The following is a 17,075-nucleotide window of genomic DNA, read 5'->3' on the forward strand; positions in this document are numbered from 1 at the left end:
TCTCCTCCCCTCGAGTCCTCGAGTTCGTCATGCCATCGATCGGGTATGGAGGCGAGCCTCGAGCGTCGCCACGGCCCGCACCGCCTGCAGGAGATCGGGCCGCGGGTGCAGGCAGGCGCCGGCGGCCTCGAGGAAGACCTCGGGCGGCAGGCCGGTGCGCTGCTGGAAGCGCTCGGCAGCCTCGGCCAGGGGCAGGCCGGCGCTGATCCCGTGGCGCCGCCAGAGGGTCTGCCGCAGCTCGCGGTAGGTCGCCTCGCAGAGCGCCTGCTCCTGGTGCGAGCGCCGGTAGAGCGCGGCCAGGCTCTCCACGTACTCCAGCGCGCTGCGGCGGGCGTCGGCCACCAGGGGGCGCACCGGACCGAAGCGCCGGCCCAGGGCCAGGAGGAGGAGGATCACCGCCGTGAGCCCCTGGAGCGCGGCGCCCAGGACCGCCGGGTGGCGCAGGAGGGAGCCGGTCGTGATCACCGGGGGCTGGTGGTGCTCGTCGTCGAAGTGGACCGGGCGGCCGCCGGCGATGGCAGCCAACCCCTCCAGCAGGTGGAGGTTGTCGCCCAGATCGATGCGGTGGTTCTCGAGCAGGCTCGGGGTGGAGACGAGGTAGAGCCAGCCCTCGTGGTAGGGCCGGCGCAGCACGACCGGGGTCTCCCCGGTGCCGGCGATGGGCTGGAAGGCCTCGGCGGCGATCCCGCGCCGCACCCGGGCGTGGAAGCGCTGCCCCCCGCCGAAGAGGGGATCGGCCAGCCAGGGGACGACCAGCTCCGAGGGGTCGCGGCCCGGGACGACCTCCACCGGCACCTCCCCCCGGCGGCGGACGGTCTCCACCTTCCACTTGCGGGCGAGGGCGGGCTGGAGCTGCTCCAGGGGCTCGGTGTCCGGGGCGAAGACCACCACCGATGCCCCGCGCCGCGCGGCCTGCATCAGCCGGCCGACCTCGGCCCGCGAGAGGACCCGCTGCTCGGGTCCCAGGATCAGGGTGACCCCGGCGTCGCGGGCCCGGCGCGCCGAGTCCGCGAGGAGGACCTCCACGCTCGTGCCCCGCTCCTCCAGGTAGCGGCGGGCCGCCAGCACCCCCCGGGCGTCGCCGCTGGAGGCCAGCGGGCGCTGCTCTCGCTCGGTCTGGCCGCCCGCGCGCTCGATCAGGGCCGCGGCGGCCGCGGTGGCGATCACCGCGCCGATCATCAACCCGGTGGAGACGCGGGAGGCCATCAACCGGCCTCCCCCGCGGAGGAGAGGGCAGGCGCCGGCGAGGCGGCGCCCTCCCGGGGGCTCCGCGCGGCGGCATCGCGAGCGGCGGCCGCCAGCCGGCCGATGGCCTCCAGCTGGGGCGGGCCGACCTCCTCCTGGCCGTACCAGAGGGGGTCGTAGGTGCGCACCAGCTCGCCGAAGGCCTCGCAGAGCGCGGCGGGCGCGCCCCGGCGCTCGATCGAGCGAAGGTACTCGCGGTTCGTCTTGTGCCGGCCGTAGGAGGCCCAGCGGCTGCGCTCGAGCGCCGCGAGGGCGGAGAGCAGCAGGTGGCGCAGCGCCTCCCGCGGCCGGCCCGCCGCCACCGCGGCCTCCGCCAGCGCCTCGTGGTGCTCGGGCGACTCGAGGCGCAAGGGGGAGAGGGGGTCGAGCTGCGCGCGCGCGGGGGGCGGGGAGAGGCGCTGGAGGAGCTTCCGGATCAACCAGACGACGACGATCGCGGTGAGGACGAAGAAGATCAGCCGGGTCACCTCGGCGGCCCCCACCGCGCCCTCGCTGCCCAGGAGGGTGCCCAGGAGGGTCTGGAGGGCCTCGATGATCGAGGCGATGGCCGAGCCGGCCTGGCTGGCGCCCGAGAGCTCGGGCTCCTCCAGGATCCGCGTGAGCAGCTCCCGGTCCGGCTCGGCGGCCTGCAGGGCGGCCTCGCTGGCGGCGGCGAGGAGCGGGCTCACCCTCGGGGGGTCTCCGGGGTGAGCGCCGCCGGTTCGACCGGCACGGCCGCCAGGGGCTGGCCCGCCTCCGCGAGGCGGGAGGCCTGCAGCTCCAGGTCGAGTCCTTCCCGGCGGATCCGCAGGTCGAAGTAGAAGAAGACCATGGCCAGGATCCCCAGCGGGGTGAGCACCGAGGAGAGGAAAATCTGGGCGATGTCGAAGGGCAGCCGGACGACGAAGGGGATCGAGAAGACGTCCGGCGGCATCCCCGCGGGGGTGTAGGCCGCGGCCACCAGGTACTGGGGGACCCCGATGAGCAGCCCCGGGATGGCCAGCAGGAGGAAGAGCACGAGCAGGAGCAGGCTCGCCCGCATCTTCACCAGCCCCAGGATCCCCGAGTCCACCCGGCCGGCCATCAGCCCGGTGGAGCGCCTGAGGGCCGCGAGGCCCGAGCCGCCCTCGAGGACCACCACCGGCAGGATCAGGTACCAGCGCAGGTAGAGGACCAGGACGACCACGAAGGCCCCGAGGAGGGCGACCAGCAGACCGAGGATGGCCATCGCCGAGGAGGCGGAGAGCGCCCCGGCGACCACCAGGCCCAGGCCCGGCACCATCCCCGCCACCCCCCCGATGAAGAAGAAGACCTGCACCAGGAGGTAGGTGAGGACCACCGCCCCCAGGCGCGCCTGGATCCCCCGGGCGACGTCCGAGGTGAGGGGCACCCCGCCGCGCCAGGCCTGGTCGCCCCCGTGGATGATGGCGCCGTAGGCCACCGCCAGGAGGAACATCATGCCCAGGAAGGTCAGGGGGAAGGCGACGCCGAGGGTCGCGAGGACCTCGAGGGCGATCTCGGGCGTGACCAGCTCGGGCCGCAGCCCTCCGACCGGCATCGCCGAGCGCAGGACCGTCTCGTAGATCTTCTGCAGCAGGTAGATGGGCAGCTGGGCCACCAGCATCACCAGGAAGAAGGTCCGGAAGTTGGCCCGGTAGAGGCGCAGCGCCCGATCGATGAGATCGCCCACGCTGGCCTTCGTCAGGTGCTCCGCCGGCGGCACCGGAGGCAGCGCGGTCTCGGCCTGTGTCGCCTCGTTCACGGGCGAGAGCTTAGCGCGAAGCGGTGGCTGCGAGCAGCCCGGCCACGGCGGCGGCGGGATCCGGGGCCTCCAGGACCACCCGGATCCCGGCGACGCCGTCGGCGCCGGCGGCGATCACCCCGGGGGCCCGCGAGAGGTCGATCCCCCCGAGGCCGTAGAGGGGGAGGGCGCAGGCGCGACGGGCGGCGGCCAGGCCCGCGAGGCCCGGCGGCGCGCCGTAGGCGGCCTTGGAGGGGGTGGGGTGGACCGGCCCGAAGGTGAGGTAGTCGGCGCCGGCCGCCTCGGCCGCGGCCGCCTCCTCCGGGGCGTGGGTCGAGCGACCGAGGAGCAGGGAGGGCGCGGCCGCGCGGGCCTTCGCGATCGGCAGCCCCGCGGCCGGCAGGTGCAGGCCGTCGGCCTCGCAGGCCAGCGCGACGTCGAGGCGCTCGTTGACGAGGAGCAGGCTGCCGCGCTCCCGGGTGAGGGCGCGCAGGCGGCGGGCCAGGGCGAGGAGCTCCCCCCCGGGCAGGTCCTTCTCCCGGAGCATGAGGGCCACGGCGCCCTCGGGCACCCCGCGGAGGGCGCGCTCGAGGGTCGCGACGAGGTCGCCGCAGGCCCCGCGGTCGGTGATGATCAGCAGCCGGAAGGGGAGGCCGCGGCTCAATCCACCATCCCCTCGAGGGGGCTCGAGGCGGTGGCGTAGAGCTTGCGCGGGATGCGGCCGGCGAGGAAGGCGGCGCGGCCGGCCTCGACGCCGAGGCGCATCGCCCGGGCCATGCCCACCGGATCCTTCGCCCCGGCGATGGCAGTGTTCATCAGCACGCCGTCCACGCCCAGCTCCATGGCGAGCGCCGCGTCCGAGGCCGTGCCCACGCCGGCGTCGACGATCACGGGCACGGTGGCCTGCTCGAGGATGATCCGCAGGTTGTAGGGGTTGCGGATGCCGAGGCCCGAGCCGATGGGGGCGGCCAGGGGCATCACGGCGTGGCAGCCCATCGCCTGCAGCTCCTTGCAGACGATCGGGTCGTCGGTGCAGTAGGGCAGGATGGTGAAGCCCTCGTCGAGGAGGACCTTCGCCGCCTCGATCGTCGCCCGGTTGTCGGGGAAGAGGGTCTTCTCGTCACCGATCACCTCCAGCTTGAGCAGGTCGCCCATGGAGGCCTCGCGGGCCAGCCGCGCGGTGCGGATGGCGTCCTCGGCGGTGTAGCAGCCGGCGGTGTTCGGCAGCAGCACGGTGCCCTCGGGCAGCCAGTTGAGGAGGCTCTCCTCGCCGGTGGCCGAGAGGTCGATCCTCCGGACCGCGACGGTGACGACGTCGGCGCCCGACTCGGTGATCGCGGCCTTGGTGGTGGGGAAGTCGGCGTACTTGCCGGTGCCGACGATCAGCCGGCTCTTGAGGGTGTGCTCGCCCACCTTGAAGGTGTCGCTCATGGTCGTCAGCCTCCTCCGACGAAGGAGACGATCTCGAGCTCGTCGCCCTCGCGAAGCGTGGTCCCCGCGTACTCGCTCTTGGGGACGATGGTTCGGTTCTTCTCGACGGCGACCCGGCTCGTGCGCACCTCGAGGTGCGTCAGGAGGGTCTCGATCGTGAGGTCCTCCGGGACCTCTCGCTCTTCGCCGTTCACTCGGAGCTTCATGCCAGTGCTTCCTAGAGGGGCAGCTCGGCCGCCTCGGCCATGAGGGCCTCGATCGCCGCGATCTCCTTGGGGGCGTCCGCGGTGAGGATCTCGGGCTCGCCAGCGGTGATCACGACGTCGTCCTCGATGCGGATGCCGATGCCCCGGAAGCGCTCGGGCGCCTCCTCGTCGTCGGCGCGCACGTAGAGGCCGGGCTCGATGGTCATGACCATCCCGGCCCTGAGCTTGCGGGTCACGCCCTCGGACTCGAAGTACTGCCCGCAGTCGTGCACGTCCATGCCCAGCCAGTGGCCGGTCTTGTGGGGGTAGTAGCGCTTGTAGCTCTCGGTCTCGATGGCCTCGTCGACCGAGCCCTTCAGCAGGCCCAGCTCGATCAGGCGCTCGGTGAGGATCCGGACCGAGACGTCGTGGACCTCCGAGAAGCGGACGCCCGCCCGGCTCTTCTCGATGGAGGCGAGCTGGGCGTCGAGGACGGCCTGGTAGAGATCCCGCTGCTCCGGGCTGAACTTGCCGCTGGCCGGGAAGGTCCGGGTGATGTCGGCGCTGTAGCCGTCGAGCTCGCAGCCGGCGTCGATGAGGATCAGCGCTCCGTCGTCGATGACCTGATCGTTGGTCACGTAGTGCAGGACGCAGGCGTTGTTGCCGCCGGCGACGATGGAGCCGTAGCCCACCGACTGGGCGCCCCGGCGGCGGAAGACGTACTCCACCACCGCTTGCAGCTCGCCCTCGTTGAGGCCCGGCCGGGCGCAGCGCATGGCCGCGCAGTGGGCCTCGGCGGTGATCTGCGCCGAGCGCCGCATCACCTCGAGCTCGTGCTCGTCCTTGAAGAGGCGCATCTCGGCGACGGTCGCGCCGAGATCCTCGGTGAGGGCCGGGACCTGCACGCCGTCCCGGGTCTTCGCGCGGAGCTCGCCGAGGACCCGCTCCACGACGGCGTCGAAGGCGGGATCGATGCCCGGGCGGTGGAAGAGGCGCTTGCGGCCCCGCAGCAGCTCGGGGAGCTTCTCCTCGAAGGCGGTGATCGCCGCCGAGTCGTCGGCGCCGAAGTCGCTCTTGGCGCCCTCGAGGCCCGCCCGCGTGCCGAGCCAGAGCTCCTGCGCCGGATCGCGCTCGCGGACGAAGAGCCGGAAGGGGGCCTCGTCGCCCGGCCGGAGCACGGCGATCGACTGGGGCTCGCCGAAGCCGGTCAGGTAGAGCAGATGCGACTCCTGCCGGAAGGGAAAGTCGACGTCACCATTCCTGCGAAACTCCCGGCTGGAGGGGAGGAGGGCGATGCCATCCTCACCGACCTGCGCCATCAGAGCTTCGCGCCTCTTGCGATAGACCTCGGGCTTCATGCGGCGCCACGCTAGACCGCTCGCCTCGACCGGGCAAGGATGGCTGCGCCCCTCGCTTGACCGGGGTAGAGGCCACCGATAGCCTCTCGACCCGGATCGCCGGATCCGGTGGGAGGGCCGGCAGGAAAGGTCAGAGGGCCAGGAGGACCAAGGGATGGGCCGATACCGAGAGCTGCTGAGGAAGGTCACGATCTTCTCCGACCTGGACGAGGCCGGGCTGGACGATCTCGAGGGGCTCTTCGTCTCCAAGACCTACGGGAAGGACGCCCTGATCGTCGGCCACGACGAGGAGGGCGACTCCCTCTTCATCATCGTCGAGGGCCGCGCCAAGGCGATGCTCCTCGGTGAGTCCGGCCGGGAGATGATCCTCTACGTCTTCCGCCCCGGAGACTTCTTCGGAGAGATGTCGCTCCTCGACAACGAGCCGCGCTCGGCCACGGTGCAGGCCTCCGAGGAGACCACCGTGCTGGCCCTGCGCCGGGACGCCTTCCACCGGCACATCGAGAAGTACCCGAAGACCGCGCTCTCCATCCTGCGGGAGATGAGCGCCCGCCTGCGCCGGGCCGACGAGATCATCGGCTCCCTGGCCCTCCTCGACGTCTACGGCCGGGTCGCCCGCCTCCTGCGCGAGCTGGCCGATCGCGACGGCGAGGAGGTCGACGAGGGGATGATGATCGCCGAGCGCCCGACCCAGCAGGACATCGCGGCGATGATCGGGACCAGCCGGGAGACCGTCTCCCGCGCCCTCTCGGACTTCGCCAAGCGCGGCTTCGTGGAGATGAGCGGCAAGAGCATCCTCTTGCGGGCCCACTTCCTCCACGGCGGCCAGATCAGCCGCTAGGGAGCTCGCTTCAGAGCCACCGCCGCAGCCGGTACGCGATGAAGGCCCGCAGCCGCCGCCACAGGCCGCGCTTGCGCCAGTGCTCCAGCTCCACCTCCTCGCAGACCGCCGTGTCGAGGCGGAAGGCGCGGGCCAGCAGCCCCACCACCTCCTCTCCGAGGAGGGTGGCGTTGACCTCGAGGTTGTAGCGGTAGGAGCGCTGGTCGAGGTTGTAGGTGCCGATGGTGCACCAGCGCTCGTCGACCAGCGCGGTCTTGGCGTGGAGGACGGTGCGGGTCCAGCGGAAGATCCGCACGCCGCCGCGCAGCAGGCGATCGTAGAGGTGCTCCCCGGCCCAGGTCACCGGTGGGACGTCGCTCTGGCCGGCCAGGATGACCCGCACGTCGACCCCCCGGCTGGCCGCCCGGAGCATCGCCCGCAGGAAGCGCCGATCGGGGGCGAAGTAGGAGTTGGTGATCCAGACCCGCCGCCGGGCGTGGTAGAGCGCGTCGAAGTAGCTGCCCCGCACCAGCGAGCGCCGGGCCCGCTGCCGGTTCTCGACGATCCGGGCGTGGAGACCGGCGGGCCGCGCGGCGGCCATCGGCGCCTCGGGGAGGACCTCGCCGCCCTGGCGGATCCACTCCTCGACGAAGAGGCGCTGGAGCTGCACCACCACCGGGCCCTCCAGGCGGACGTGGGTGTCGCGCCAGCCCTCGCCCCCACGCTCCACCGAGAGGTGGGCGTCGGAGAGGTTCATCCCTCCGACGAAGCCGACGCTGCCGTCGCAGACCAGGATCTTGCGGTGGTCCCGCTGGTTGAGGGCCCAGCGCTGCTTCCAGGGCCAGAGGGGGTGGTAGGCCTTCACCTCCACGCCCGCGCCGCGCAGCTCCGCGAGCAGCGCGTCGTCGAGGCCCAGGGAGCCGAAGGCGTCGTAGAGGAGGGCGACCTTCAGGCCCTCCCGGGCCCGCTCGGCGAGCGCGTCCGCGATGCGCCAGCCGGTGGTGTCGGCCCGGAGGATGTAGGTCTCGAGGTAGACGTACTCCCGGGCCGCCGCGATGGCCTCGGCCATGGCGTCGAAGCAGGCGCCCCCCTCGAAGTAGACCTGAGTCAGGTTCCCGGCCACGTAGGTCTCGGGGAAGGGCCAGTCCTGAGCGTGGCTCTCCCGGAGCGCCCGGCCCCGCAGGGCGGGACCGAGGAGCTTCGGACGGGGAAGCCGGGTGAGCAGCTCGGCGCCGCGCGCCCTCGTCCGGGGCGGCGGAGTGGTGGGAGGACCCATCGAGGGCCAAGGTAGCCCCCTCCGGGGCTGTTCCGCTACAGTCCCGACTCGAAGATGGGACGCCAACGAGCAGCAGCGGTCGCGACGTGAAGGCGTCCTACCGGGCCGTCATCACGGACATGGACGGCACGCTCTACTCCTGGGTGGACTACATCGTGCCCGCCCTGGAGGCGATGGTGACCTCCCTGCAGCAGACCACCGGCCTGCCGCGGATCCGGATCGTGCAGTCGCTCAAGGAGGTCTACGAGCGCTACGACACCAACGAGTACGCCTTCGCGATCCAGGAGTCGTCGATCTTCCGAGAGTACGCCCAGGACTTCGACTCCTTCAACTCGCTGGTGATCACCCCCGCCCGCAAGGCCTTCTCGGACTGCCGCCGCCGCTTCCTGCGCCCCTACCGGGGGGTGCTGCCGACCCTGCGGACCCTGCGGGCCCGGGGCGTGAGGATCGTGGCGCTGACCGACGCCCCGCGCTCGCCCGCCGAGCGGCGCCTCAAGCAGCTCGAGCTCGACGGCCTGGTCGACGCCCTCTACTCCCTGGAGGGCTTCGCCGTCCCCGACCTGGTGGATCCGGCGGTGAAGATCCGCGAGCAGGAGGGCTACTACCGCTCGGCGCTCGGGCTGGTGGTCGAGCTGCCCCGCACCCACGAGAAGCCCTCGCCCCTGGGCATCCAGCGGATCCTCTCGGACTTCGACCTGGCGCCGGAGGAAGTGCTGATGGTCGGCGACAACCTGAAGAAGGACGTCGCTGCGGCGGCCGCCGCCGGGGTGCAGGCCGCCTGGGCCGAGTACGGCACCTACATCTCCCCGGAGTACCGCGAGCGCCTCGACACCTTCTCGGCCGCGGCGGTGACGGCGAAGAACGTCGCCGCCGAGACCGATCACGAGACCTACCGCCCGGGGGCGACCCTGAGTAACTTCCGGCAGGTTCTCGAACTCCTCGAGCGCGGAGCGTGACGCACATGGGACTCCTCGACATCTTCGACAAGGACAAGCGCCGCGAGGCCTCCATCGCCAAGAACGTGAAGCGGCTGAAGGAGGTCTACGGTCAGCCGGAGGGCCGCCAGAAGGCCATCGCCACGCTCCGGGACGAGGGCAGCGAAGAGGCCCTCGCGGGCCTGCTGATGCGCTTCACGGTGAGCAGCCAGCCGGGCATCACCGATCAGGAGGAGAAGGAGTGGGTGAAGGAGATCCTGGTCGACTTCGGCAAGCGCAGCCTCGGTCCCATCCGCGACTTCCTCCGCCGGCAGACCGCGGTGAGCTGGCCCTTGAAGGCGGTGCAGGAGATCGCCGGCACGGCGATGGTCGAGGAGATGGTCTGCGACGAGCTGACCAAGCTCTCCCAAGAGTACCAGCGCGAGCACACCAAGAAGGTCACCCTCATCAAGCACCTGGCCGAGCTCGGCCGGAAGTCGGAGCGGATCCAGCAGACCCTGATGCTCTTCCTCGATGACGAGCCCGATCAGGACACCATGGTGGCCGCCATCGAGACCCTGGAGGTCCTGGACGACGAGGGCGGGTTCCGGGATCGCCTCCTCGAGCTCTTCAAGGAGCACGCCGCCGACAAGCCCCGGATCGAGAAGCTGATCCTCGAGGTCTTCGCCCGGCGCGCCTGGGACGTGAAGGGCTTCCGCCCCACCTTCGAGGAGCGGATCGAGGAGCCCTTCTATCTGACCTCGGACGGCGTGGTGAAGCTGCGGGGCGCTGCGGCCTCCTAGCCTCAGGACTTCTTCAGGCCCGCCCGGGGCCGGTGGGTGTAGGCGGCCTCGAGCGTGTCGAGGGCGGCCTCGAGCTCCTCGCCGAGCTTCCCCGGCCGGGGCACCTCGATCACGAGCTCGACGGTGAGGTTGCCGGCGGGCCGATCCTTCCGGGTCGGGACGCCCTTGCCCTTGAGGCGCAGGCGGCTGCCGCTCTGGGAGCCGGCCGGGATCTTGAGCTTCACCGAGCCCTCGAGGGTGGGCACCTCGACGGTGGCGCCCCGCATGGCCTCCCCCACGGTCACCGGCAGCGAGAGGAGGAGGTCGTCCCCCTCGCGCCGGAAGTGCTCGTGGGGGCGGATCCGCACCGTGATCAGCAGGTCGCCGGGCTTGCCGCCGTCGGGGCTGGCCTGGCCCTGGCCGGAGAGGCGGATCTTCTTCCCGTCCTCGATCCCGCTGGGGATGGTGACGGTGAGCTGCTGGGGGCGGGGGCGGTCGGGGCGGGCGACCCGGATCTTGGTCTTGCCGCCCAGGACCGCGCGCTCGAGGTCGATCTGGATCTGGGTGTCGACGTCCTCGCCCCGGGTCGGGCCCGCGGGCCGCTTCCGCTCACGCCCGCCGCCGCCCATGCCGAAGAGGTCACCGAGGGCGTCGCCGAGGTCGGAGAAGGAGAAGCCCCCGGTGTCGGCGCCGCGCCCGGAGCTGCGCAGCAGCTCGTCGAGGTCGATGCCCCCGGGGCCGGTGCCGCCGCCCCGGGCCTGGTAGCTGGCGCGGGCCGCCCGCGCCGCGTCCTGCTGCCAGCCCCGGTACTTGCGGGCCTGCGCGGGATCGAAGCCGGAGCGCAGGGAGTCCTCGCCGAACTCGTCGTAGAGCTTGCGCTTCTCGGCGTCGCCGAGCACGTCGAAGGCCGCCGAGGCCTGCTTGAAGCGCTCCTCGGCCTTCGCGTCTCCGGGGTTCCGATCGGGGTGGTTGGCCTTCGCCAGCTTGCGGTAGGCCTTCTTCACCTCGTCGGCGGAGGCGGTCCGGGGGACACCGAGGACGGCGTAGAGATCTCGCGGGCTCACGCTCACCATCTAATCACGTTGTGGCGCCAGGCAACGCCCGGCCGGTGCGCGCCGGGTGGTGCGCCCCCCGGCGTTCGCGAGTACCATGCGGCCGTCATGCCGCGCGCCCGAAGGAACCCGACCCCCCGCCTCCCCGGGACCGGGCTGATCCTCGGGCTGGCCCTGGCCCTCCCGGCGGCCGGCCACGCCCAGCCCCGGGCCCCGGAGGGGGTGGTCGAGGGCCTCGGCGAGCTGGCGGAGTCGGTGGTCCTGGCGGTGGGGGAGCGGGTGGTGACCCGGACCGAGCTCGAGTTCGAGGCCCGGCTGGTCCTGGTGGCGAGCGGCGGGGTGAACGCGGCCTTCGCCGAGCTGGACGCCCAGACGATCGCCTCGGTGCAGGCCTACCTGATCAACCAGCTGCTCATCCTCCAGGAGGTCGAGCGCCTCGGGGTCTTCGAGGTGGAGCCCGACGAGGTCTCCCGGGAGCTGGAGCTCCTGCGGCAGCGCTTCCCCTCCCGCCAGAGCTTCGAGGTCTTCCTGCAGTCGCAGGACGTGAGCCTCGACCGGGTGCGGGCGATCCTCGAGCGCAACCTGCGGGTGAAGCGCTACCTGGACACGAGGGTGAAGATGAGCGTGAACGTCACCGACGTGGACGTGCGGGCCTTCTACGAGCAGGAGCCCACCCGCTTCCGGGGCCAGCCCCTGGAGCGGGTCCGCGAGGTGATCCGTGGCTATCTCTTCGAACAGCGCTACAAGGATGCGGTACAGGCCCTGATGGAGCGGCTGCGCAAGCACGGCGAGGTCCAGCAGCTGGAGACCCCCGCCCGCTTCGCGGCGGTGGAGCGGCCCCCGGAGGCCGCGAGCGAGGACGGGGTGGAGGATCCAGGATGAGCAACGTGACGATCGGCGACGCGAGCCTGGAGGACCTCGATGCCCTCCACGCGATCGAGGTGCGCTCCTTCGCGCACCCCTGGTCCCGCCGGATGCTGGCCAAGGAGTTCGAGCACCCCTGGTCGCGGCAGCGGGCCGCCCGCGACGAGGCGGGCGTGATCCTGGGCTACCTGATCTGCTGGCTGGTCGCCGACGAGTGCAACGTCCTCGACGTGGCCGTCGATCCCGACGCGCGCCGCAAGGGGGTGGGGCGGGCACTCCTGGAGGACTGCGCCGAGATCGCCCGGGCCGCGGGCTCGGAGACGATCACCCTGGAGGTCCGGCGCTCGAACGAGGGCGCGCGCAGCCTCTACCGTGACCTGGGCTTTCGCATGGTCGGGGAGCGGCCACGCTACTACGACTCCGATCACGAGGACGCGGTCCTGCTGGAGTGGCAGCTTTGAGCCAGCGGCGCTACCAGCCGGCCCGGGTGAGCGCCCTGCGCGCCCTGGGCGGGGGCTACCACCACCTGATCCTCGAGGCCCCGCACCTGGCCGCCGGCGAGGTCGGCAGCTTCGCGCTGCTCTCGGTGCGGGCGGTGGACGCCGCCGCGGTGGATCCCCTCCTGCCGCGCCCCTTCTCCTTCCTCTCCCGCGATCCGGGGCGGGGAGAGGTGGAGATCTTCTTCAAGGAGGTCGGGCGGGGGACCCGGGAGATGGCCCGCTGGACCCCCGGCACCCGGGTCCAGACCCTCGGCCCCCTGGGGCACGGCTTCCGGCCCCCCGGGCGGAGGCGGGTCGTCCTCCTCGCGGGCGGCGTGGGGATGCCCCCCCTGCTGGACCTGGGCACCGAGCTGGCCCGGGACCACGCCGTGACCTGCTACTACGGCGGCCGCAGCGAGGCCGACCTGCACTTCCTCGAGCGCTTCGCGGCCGCCGGGATCGAGCTGGTGACCTGCACCGACGACGGCTCGGCGGGCGTCTCGGGCACCAACGTGGACGCCTTCCGGGCCTGGCTCGGCCAGGGCGGCGGCGAGGGCCCCGCGGTCTACGCCTGCGGCCCGACCCCCATGATGCGCGCGGCGGCGGAGCTCTGCGAGGGGGCCGGGCTGCCCCTGCAGTTCTCCCTCGAGGCGAACATGGCCTGCGGCATCGGCATCTGCCGGGGCTGCGCGGTCGCCCGGAGCGAGGGCGAGGGCTACGCGATGGTCTGCCAGGACGGTCCGGTCTTCTTCGCCGGCGAGGTGCGCCCGTGAGCCTCGCGCCCGAGCAGGTCGATCTCTCGGTGAAGGTCGGGGCGCTCCCGCTGACGAGCCCCGTGCTCACCGCCAGCGGCTGCTTCGGCTACGGCCTGGAGTACGCCGACCTCCTCGACTACTCGCAGCTCGGGGGCCTGTGCACCAAGGGCCTCTCCCTCGCGCCCCGGCCGGGCAACCCGCCGCCCCGGATCACCGAGACCGCGGCCGGGATGCTCAACGCCATCGGCCTGGAGAACATCGGCATCGAGGCCTTCCTGGCCGAGAAGCTGCCGGGCCTGGAGGGCATCGCGCCGCGGGTGATCGCGAACCTCTTCGGCACCGAGCCGGACCACTACGCCGCCCTCGCCGAGGCCTGCGAGCCCCACGCGCGCATCGACGCCGTCGAGCTGAACATCTCCTGCCCGAACGTGAAGGCGGGTGGGGTGGAGCTCGGCCTCGATCCGCGCATCGCCGCCGAGGTCACCGCCGGCGTGCGGGCCGCCACCCGCAAGCCGGTCTGGGTGAAGCTCTCCCCCAACGCCGGCGACCGGATCGTCGAGGTGGCCGCCGCCGTGGTCGAGGCAGGGGCTGACGCCCTGACCCTCATCAACACCATCTCGGGCATGGCCATCGACGTCGAGCGCCGCCGCCCGGTCCTGACCAACGTCACCGGTGGCCTCTCCGGCCCCGCCATCAAGCCCCTCGCCCTGCGCCTGGTCCACCGGGTCCACCAAGCCGTCGACGCTCCCCTGGTGGGCATCGGAGGGATCGCCACCGCCGAGGACGCGATCGCCTTCCTCCTGGCGGGGGCGAGCGCGGTGCAGGTGGGGACGGCGGTCTTCGCGGATCCGACCGTGCCGGAGAAGATCAATGCCGGGCTGCGGGAGTACTGCGCGCGGCATGGGATCGGGCGGGTGGAGGAGCTGACGGGGGCGCTGCAGAGCTGAACGGGCTCGTAGCCCGTCGACGTACACGTACACGTACACGTTCACGGTCTCTCCCGTGATCGAGTTCGCCGTCGAGGGGTCCCCGGAAGAACCCGTGTACGTGGACGTGTACGTGTACGGGGACGGCCTCGAGGGCGGGTGAAGATCACCGCCGCATACACAACGGGATCAACTCCGTCGGATTGTTCTCGTCCGGCAGCGGGATCTCCTCACACCTCATGTCCGCCCCACAGTCGGCGTGGGTACAGCAGGTATCCGAGCAGAAGTTGCCCAGGGCGTCGGTGAGGCAGAGACCGCTGCGGCAGGGCGCGCCGGTGGCGGGATCACAGTCGCTGCCGATGGCGCCGGTGTTGGTGGCGGTGGGCTCCTGCACGCACATCCGGAAGATGGTGCCGCCGAGGCCCCCGACGTTGCCGCAGACGAAGCCCGAGGGGCAGTCGTTGCTGGTGCAGCAGGGATCGGCGCACATGGAGGTCACGCCGTAGCTCAGGCAGGCCCCCCGGGCGCAGCCGGAGTTCGCGGGCGTGGCGCTCGAGTTGCAGATCGCCCCGGTGCCGCCGCCGCTGTAGGCCGTGTTGCAGACGAGATCGCTGATGGTGTCGTTGTTGTAGGTGAGGTGGGTGCAGGTCGTGCCCGGGCCGGTCGCCGCGCAGTCCGCGTCGCGCTGGCAGGTGTCGGTGCACTGGCCGGCGACGTTGTTGCACCAGCCGCTCTTGCAGTTGTTGACGGTACTGCTGCAGACCGCGCCGGCGAGGTCGTTGCCGAAGTCGGTCGCGAACTGGCTCTCGTGCCAGCAGAGGTAGGAGCCCGGCGCGGTCAGTCCGTCCAGGCACCAGAAGTCGGCCGGGCACTGGGCCGAGTCGGAGCAAGGCTGACTGCAGAGCCCGCCGGCGGTGAGCACGAGGCAGAAGTCGCTCTGGCACTGCACGTGCTCGGTACAGGGCTGGCCCAGGGAGAGGGAGCCCGGGGTCTCGCAACGGCCGGTGGTGGCGCCGGCGCAGAGCTCGCCGGCCAGGCAGCCGGTCACCGAGCAGCCCGCCGCGCAGGCGCCCGGGGTGGTCGAGCCGTCGCAGACCTCCGCCGGCAGGTCGCAGTCGGTGTCGGCGAGGCATCCGGCCGCGCAGCGGCCGGTCGTGGTGTCGCAGTAGTTGCCCACACTGCAGCCGACGGTGACGCAGCCGGCCACGCAGCTGCCCGGGCTGGTGGAGGTGTCGCAGACCTGGGAGGGCACGGCGCAGTCGACGTCCACGTTGCAGCCGGGGAAGCAGCGGCCGGTGGTCGCGTCGCAGAGGTTGCCGAGGGTGCAGCCGGCCGTGAGGCAGCCCGGTACGCAGCTGTTGCCCTCGCAGACGTCGTCGGGCACGGCGCAGTCGGCGTCGGTGGCGCAGCCGGGCTGGCAGTGGCCGGTGGCCTGGTTGCAGGTGTTGCCCACGGCGCAGCCGAGGGTCGCGCAGCCGTCCTCGCAGGAGCCGGCGGTGGTGTCGCAGACCCGGCCGGGGGCGCCGCAGTCGCCGTCGGTGAGGCAGCCGGGGGCGCAGCGGCCCCTGCCGGAGTCGCAGTAGGTCTCGAGGGCGCAGCCACCGGCGAGGGTGCAGCCCGAGACGCAGGTGGTGCCCTCGCAGATCGAGTCGGGGGGCGCGCAGTCACCGTCGGTGGCGCAGGAGGTGTCGATCTCGCAGCGGCCGGTGGCGGTGTTGCAGACCTCAACGCCGCCACAGCCCGCGCTGCCGCAGCCGTCGGCGCAGGCGCCGAAGAGGCAGACCCGGGCGGGGGGGTTGCAGTCACCGTCGTTGCGGCAGCCGGAGACGCAGCGGCCGGTGGTGGAGTCGCAGTAGGCGTCGGTCGGGCAGCCCGCGGTGCCGCAGCCGGCGACGCAGGCGCCGCCCTCGCAGACCATGGCCGGCACGCCGCACTGGCTGTCCGAGCTGCAGCCGGGATCGGCCTCGCAGCGTCCGGTGGTCTGGTTGCAGATCTCCACCCCGGAGCAGGGGACGGTCTGGCAGCCCGGCACGCAGGCGTTGGCCTGACAGATGGTCCCGGGGGGGGCGCACTGGGCGTCGCTCTGGCAGCCGCCGCTGCCCACGCAGGCTCCGGTGAAGAGGTCGCAGGTCTGGCCGGCGTCGCAGTCGAGGTCCGAGGCGCAGAGGCTGGAGCCGGCCTCGCAGAAGCCGGCCTGGCAGGTCTGGCCGGTCGGGCACTCCCCGTCGGAGGTGCAGGGGGTGGGCCCGAGGTCCTCGCAGCTCCCGCTCACGCAGCGTAGGGTGCCGCTGCAGTCGTCGTCCACCCGGCACTGGGGCTCGGGGGCGCCCCCGGGGCAGCCGCCCAGGAGGAGGAGGGCGGCGAGGGGGGCCAGGGCCAGGGAGGCGAGCGAGGTGCGGTTCATGAGGGCGCCTTTCGGGCGAGGGGAGGGGTCGACTCCCAAGCTACTGCCATCATTCAGGAAAAAAACCCGAAAAAAAAGTCCCTGGGGGCACTTGACGCTTTGACGCAGAGCGTTAGATTGCGCAGTGCGTCAAGCAAGAGATACCCGTCCCAATGCCCAACCTTTTGGAGGTGTGAGATGGCAAGGACCCAGAAGCAGCAGAAGAACCAGAACCTTCAGATCCCGGTGCCCGAGTTCGTGTCCAGCGGCATCGAGAACGGCAAGGCCCGGGTCCAGGACCTCGGCAGCCAGGCCGAGAGCCTGATCAAGGAGTTCTACGAGCGCGGCAACACCGAGCTCGAGAGCGTCCGTGACCGGCTCCACCTCGACGACATGGTCGATCGGGCGCGCGACATCGAGACCCGCACCCGCGACCGCGCCACCGAGATCGCCGACGACTTCGAGGAGCGCCTGCACGACCTGCAGGACAAGGCGCTGGGCTTGGTCGGCCTGGCCTCCCGCGACGAGGTGACCCGCCTCTCCAAGGAGATCGACCGCCTCACCCGCAAGGTGAACGCCCTCGCCAAGCAGCTCAAGGGTCCCGAGACCAAGACCCGGTCGACCAGCACCAAGAAGACCACCACCCGGAAGTCGACCAAGAAGGCGGCCAAGAAGGCCACCCGCTAGGTCCAGGTCTCCACCTGCGCTCCACCGGTTCGCCCGGTGGAGCGCAGGTGCCACTCTCCGCGCACCCGGGGAGTGGACCGCAAGGGCTCCTCGATGAAGATCGAGGGGCCCTTCTTCGTCTGGGGGAGAGTGGGCCCCGTTCTTGACAGGCCCCGAGAAACCCACAAAGAATCCGCAGTGTTGGAAGTAGTGATCCGA

The 17,075-nt window shown here is 72.1% G+C and carries 18 protein-coding genes; 8 read left to right on the plus strand and 10 right to left on the minus strand.

Translation table 11 applies throughout. The features are described from left to right. Positions 1–27: 27 nt before the first annotated feature. The 7 genes from P1V51_06470 to P1V51_06500 are packed head-to-tail and all read right to left on the minus strand — an operon-like array spanning position 28 to position 5,939. Positions 28–1,206: a DUF4350 domain-containing protein gene (locus tag P1V51_06470; GenBank protein MDF1562667.1), complete on the minus strand. Its 1,179-nt coding sequence runs from the start codon at positions 1,204–1,206 to the stop codon at positions 28–30. Then, positions 1,206–1,913 carry a DUF4129 domain-containing protein gene (locus P1V51_06475; protein MDF1562668.1) on the minus strand — a complete coding sequence of 236 codons (708 nt, stop codon included), beginning with the start codon at positions 1,911–1,913 and terminating at the stop codon, positions 1,206–1,208. The genes P1V51_06470 and P1V51_06475 overlap by 1 nt, the downstream gene beginning before the upstream one ends. Beyond that, positions 1,910–2,986, minus strand: coding sequence for a hypothetical protein (locus tag P1V51_06480; GenBank protein ID MDF1562669.1), 1,077 nt, complete (start codon positions 2,984–2,986; stop codon positions 1,910–1,912). Before P1V51_06480 ends, P1V51_06475 begins: the two co-directional genes overlap by 4 nt. Before the next feature lie 10 nt (positions 2,987–2,996). After that, positions 2,997–3,629, minus strand: coding sequence for a thiamine phosphate synthase (locus P1V51_06485; GenBank protein MDF1562670.1), 633 nt, complete (start codon positions 3,627–3,629; stop codon positions 2,997–2,999). Further along, complete coding sequence (locus P1V51_06490) at positions 3,626–4,396, minus strand: thiazole synthase (protein ID MDF1562671.1); 771 nt, start codon at positions 4,394–4,396, stop codon at positions 3,626–3,628. The genes P1V51_06485 and P1V51_06490 overlap by 4 nt, the downstream gene beginning before the upstream one ends. Positions 4,397–4,401: 5 nt before the next feature. Further along, a complete protein-coding gene (thiS, locus tag P1V51_06495) occupies positions 4,402–4,602 on the minus strand; it encodes a sulfur carrier protein ThiS (protein MDF1562672.1) in 201 nt (66 codons plus the stop codon). Between the two features lie 11 nt (positions 4,603–4,613). Next, positions 4,614–5,939: an aminopeptidase P N-terminal domain-containing protein gene (locus tag P1V51_06500; protein ID MDF1562673.1), complete on the minus strand. Its 1,326-nt coding sequence runs from the start codon at positions 5,937–5,939 to the stop codon at positions 4,614–4,616. Positions 5,940–6,093: 154 nt separating this feature from the next. Between P1V51_06500 and P1V51_06505 the strand changes: the two genes are divergently transcribed. Beyond that, on the plus strand, positions 6,094–6,780 hold the full coding sequence (locus P1V51_06505) for a Crp/Fnr family transcriptional regulator (GenBank protein ID MDF1562674.1): 687 nt from the start codon (positions 6,094–6,096) through the stop codon (positions 6,778–6,780). A 10-nt stretch (positions 6,781–6,790) separates the two neighbouring features. Here P1V51_06505 and P1V51_06510 read toward each other — a convergent pair whose 3' ends face one another. Further along, positions 6,791–8,035 carry a phospholipase D-like domain-containing protein gene (locus P1V51_06510; protein ID MDF1562675.1) on the minus strand — a complete coding sequence of 415 codons (1,245 nt, stop codon included), beginning with the start codon at positions 8,033–8,035 and terminating at the stop codon, positions 6,791–6,793. A gap of 86 nt (positions 8,036–8,121) precedes the next feature. On the opposite strand from P1V51_06510, the gene P1V51_06515 reads away from it, so the two are divergent. Together P1V51_06515 and P1V51_06520 are read left to right on the plus strand one after the other, a co-directional pair. Beyond that, the gene (locus tag P1V51_06515) at positions 8,122–8,991 is read left to right on the plus strand and encodes an HAD family hydrolase (GenBank protein ID MDF1562676.1); all 870 of its coding nucleotides are present in this window, start codon (positions 8,122–8,124) and stop codon (positions 8,989–8,991) included. Positions 8,992–8,996: 5 nt separating this feature from the next. Beyond that, positions 8,997–9,752 (plus strand): hypothetical protein, encoded by a 756-nt coding sequence (locus P1V51_06520; GenBank protein MDF1562677.1) that lies wholly within the window; start codon positions 8,997–8,999, stop codon positions 9,750–9,752. Positions 9,753–9,754: 2 nt separating this feature from the next. Here P1V51_06520 and P1V51_06525 read toward each other — a convergent pair whose 3' ends face one another. Further along, on the minus strand, positions 9,755–10,795 hold the full coding sequence (locus tag P1V51_06525; protein MDF1562678.1) for a J domain-containing protein: 1,041 nt from the start codon (positions 10,793–10,795) through the stop codon (positions 9,755–9,757). Between the two features lie 96 nt (positions 10,796–10,891). On the opposite strand from P1V51_06525, the gene P1V51_06530 reads away from it, so the two are divergent. From P1V51_06530 to P1V51_06545, 4 genes are read left to right on the plus strand one after another with little or no spacing between them, the layout of a single operon-like run. Beyond that, positions 10,892–11,665, plus strand: coding sequence for a hypothetical protein (locus P1V51_06530; protein ID MDF1562679.1), 774 nt, complete (start codon positions 10,892–10,894; stop codon positions 11,663–11,665). Then, positions 11,662–12,108, plus strand: coding sequence for a ribosomal protein S18-alanine N-acetyltransferase (gene rimI / locus P1V51_06535; protein ID MDF1562680.1), 447 nt, complete (start codon positions 11,662–11,664; stop codon positions 12,106–12,108). The genes P1V51_06530 and rimI overlap by 4 nt, the downstream gene beginning before the upstream one ends. Beyond that, entirely contained in the window at positions 12,105–12,899 is a 795-nt protein-coding gene (locus P1V51_06540; GenBank protein MDF1562681.1) for a dihydroorotate dehydrogenase electron transfer subunit, read from the plus strand. Before rimI ends, P1V51_06540 begins: the two co-directional genes overlap by 4 nt. Then, positions 12,896–13,828, plus strand: coding sequence for a dihydroorotate dehydrogenase (locus tag P1V51_06545; protein MDF1562682.1), 933 nt, complete (start codon positions 12,896–12,898; stop codon positions 13,826–13,828). The genes P1V51_06540 and P1V51_06545 overlap by 4 nt, the downstream gene beginning before the upstream one ends. Before the next feature lie 145 nt (positions 13,829–13,973). On the opposite strand, the gene P1V51_06550 is transcribed toward P1V51_06545, so the two are convergent. Then, positions 13,974–16,211, minus strand: a complete 2,238-nt coding sequence (locus P1V51_06550) for a hypothetical protein (protein ID MDF1562683.1) — start codon at positions 16,209–16,211, stop codon at positions 13,974–13,976. A gap of 177 nt (positions 16,212–16,388) precedes the next feature. On the opposite strand from P1V51_06550, the gene P1V51_06555 reads away from it, so the two are divergent. Then, positions 16,389–16,877 carry a hypothetical protein gene (locus P1V51_06555; GenBank protein ID MDF1562684.1) on the plus strand — a complete coding sequence of 163 codons (489 nt, stop codon included), beginning with the start codon at positions 16,389–16,391 and terminating at the stop codon, positions 16,875–16,877. The last annotated feature ends 198 nt before the right edge of the window (positions 16,878–17,075 follow it).

Source organism: Deltaproteobacteria bacterium (assembly GCA_029210625.1).
Taxonomy (GTDB): Bacteria; Myxococcota; Myxococcia; order SLRQ01; family SLRQ01; genus JARGFU01.

Coding starts and splice junctions, on each gene's coding strand:
- P1V51_06470 (MDF1562667.1), bottom strand. CDS start 1,206: ATGGCCTCCCGCGTCTCCACCGGGTTGATGATCGGCGCGGTGATCGCC.
- P1V51_06490 (MDF1562671.1), bottom strand. CDS start 4,396: ATGAGCGACACCTTCAAGGTGGGCGAGCACACCCTCAAGAGCCGGCTG.
- thiS (MDF1562672.1), bottom strand. CDS start 4,602: ATGAAGCTCCGAGTGAACGGCGAAGAGCGAGAGGTCCCGGAGGACCTC.
- P1V51_06500 (MDF1562673.1), bottom strand. CDS start 5,939: ATGAAGCCCGAGGTCTATCGCAAGAGGCGCGAAGCTCTGATGGCGCAG.
- P1V51_06505 (MDF1562674.1), top strand. CDS start 6,094: ATGGGCCGATACCGAGAGCTGCTGAGGAAGGTCACGATCTTCTCCGAC.
- P1V51_06510 (MDF1562675.1), bottom strand. CDS start 8,035: ATGGGTCCTCCCACCACTCCGCCGCCCCGGACGAGGGCGCGCGGCGCC.
- P1V51_06520 (MDF1562677.1), top strand. CDS start 8,997: ATGGGACTCCTCGACATCTTCGACAAGGACAAGCGCCGCGAGGCCTCC.
- P1V51_06530 (MDF1562679.1), top strand. CDS start 10,892: ATGCCGCGCGCCCGAAGGAACCCGACCCCCCGCCTCCCCGGGACCGGG.
- rimI (MDF1562680.1), top strand. CDS start 11,662: ATGAGCAACGTGACGATCGGCGACGCGAGCCTGGAGGACCTCGATGCC.
- P1V51_06550 (MDF1562683.1), bottom strand. CDS start 16,211: ATGAACCGCACCTCGCTCGCCTCCCTGGCCCTGGCCCCCCTCGCCGCC.
- P1V51_06555 (MDF1562684.1), top strand. CDS start 16,389: ATGGCAAGGACCCAGAAGCAGCAGAAGAACCAGAACCTTCAGATCCCG.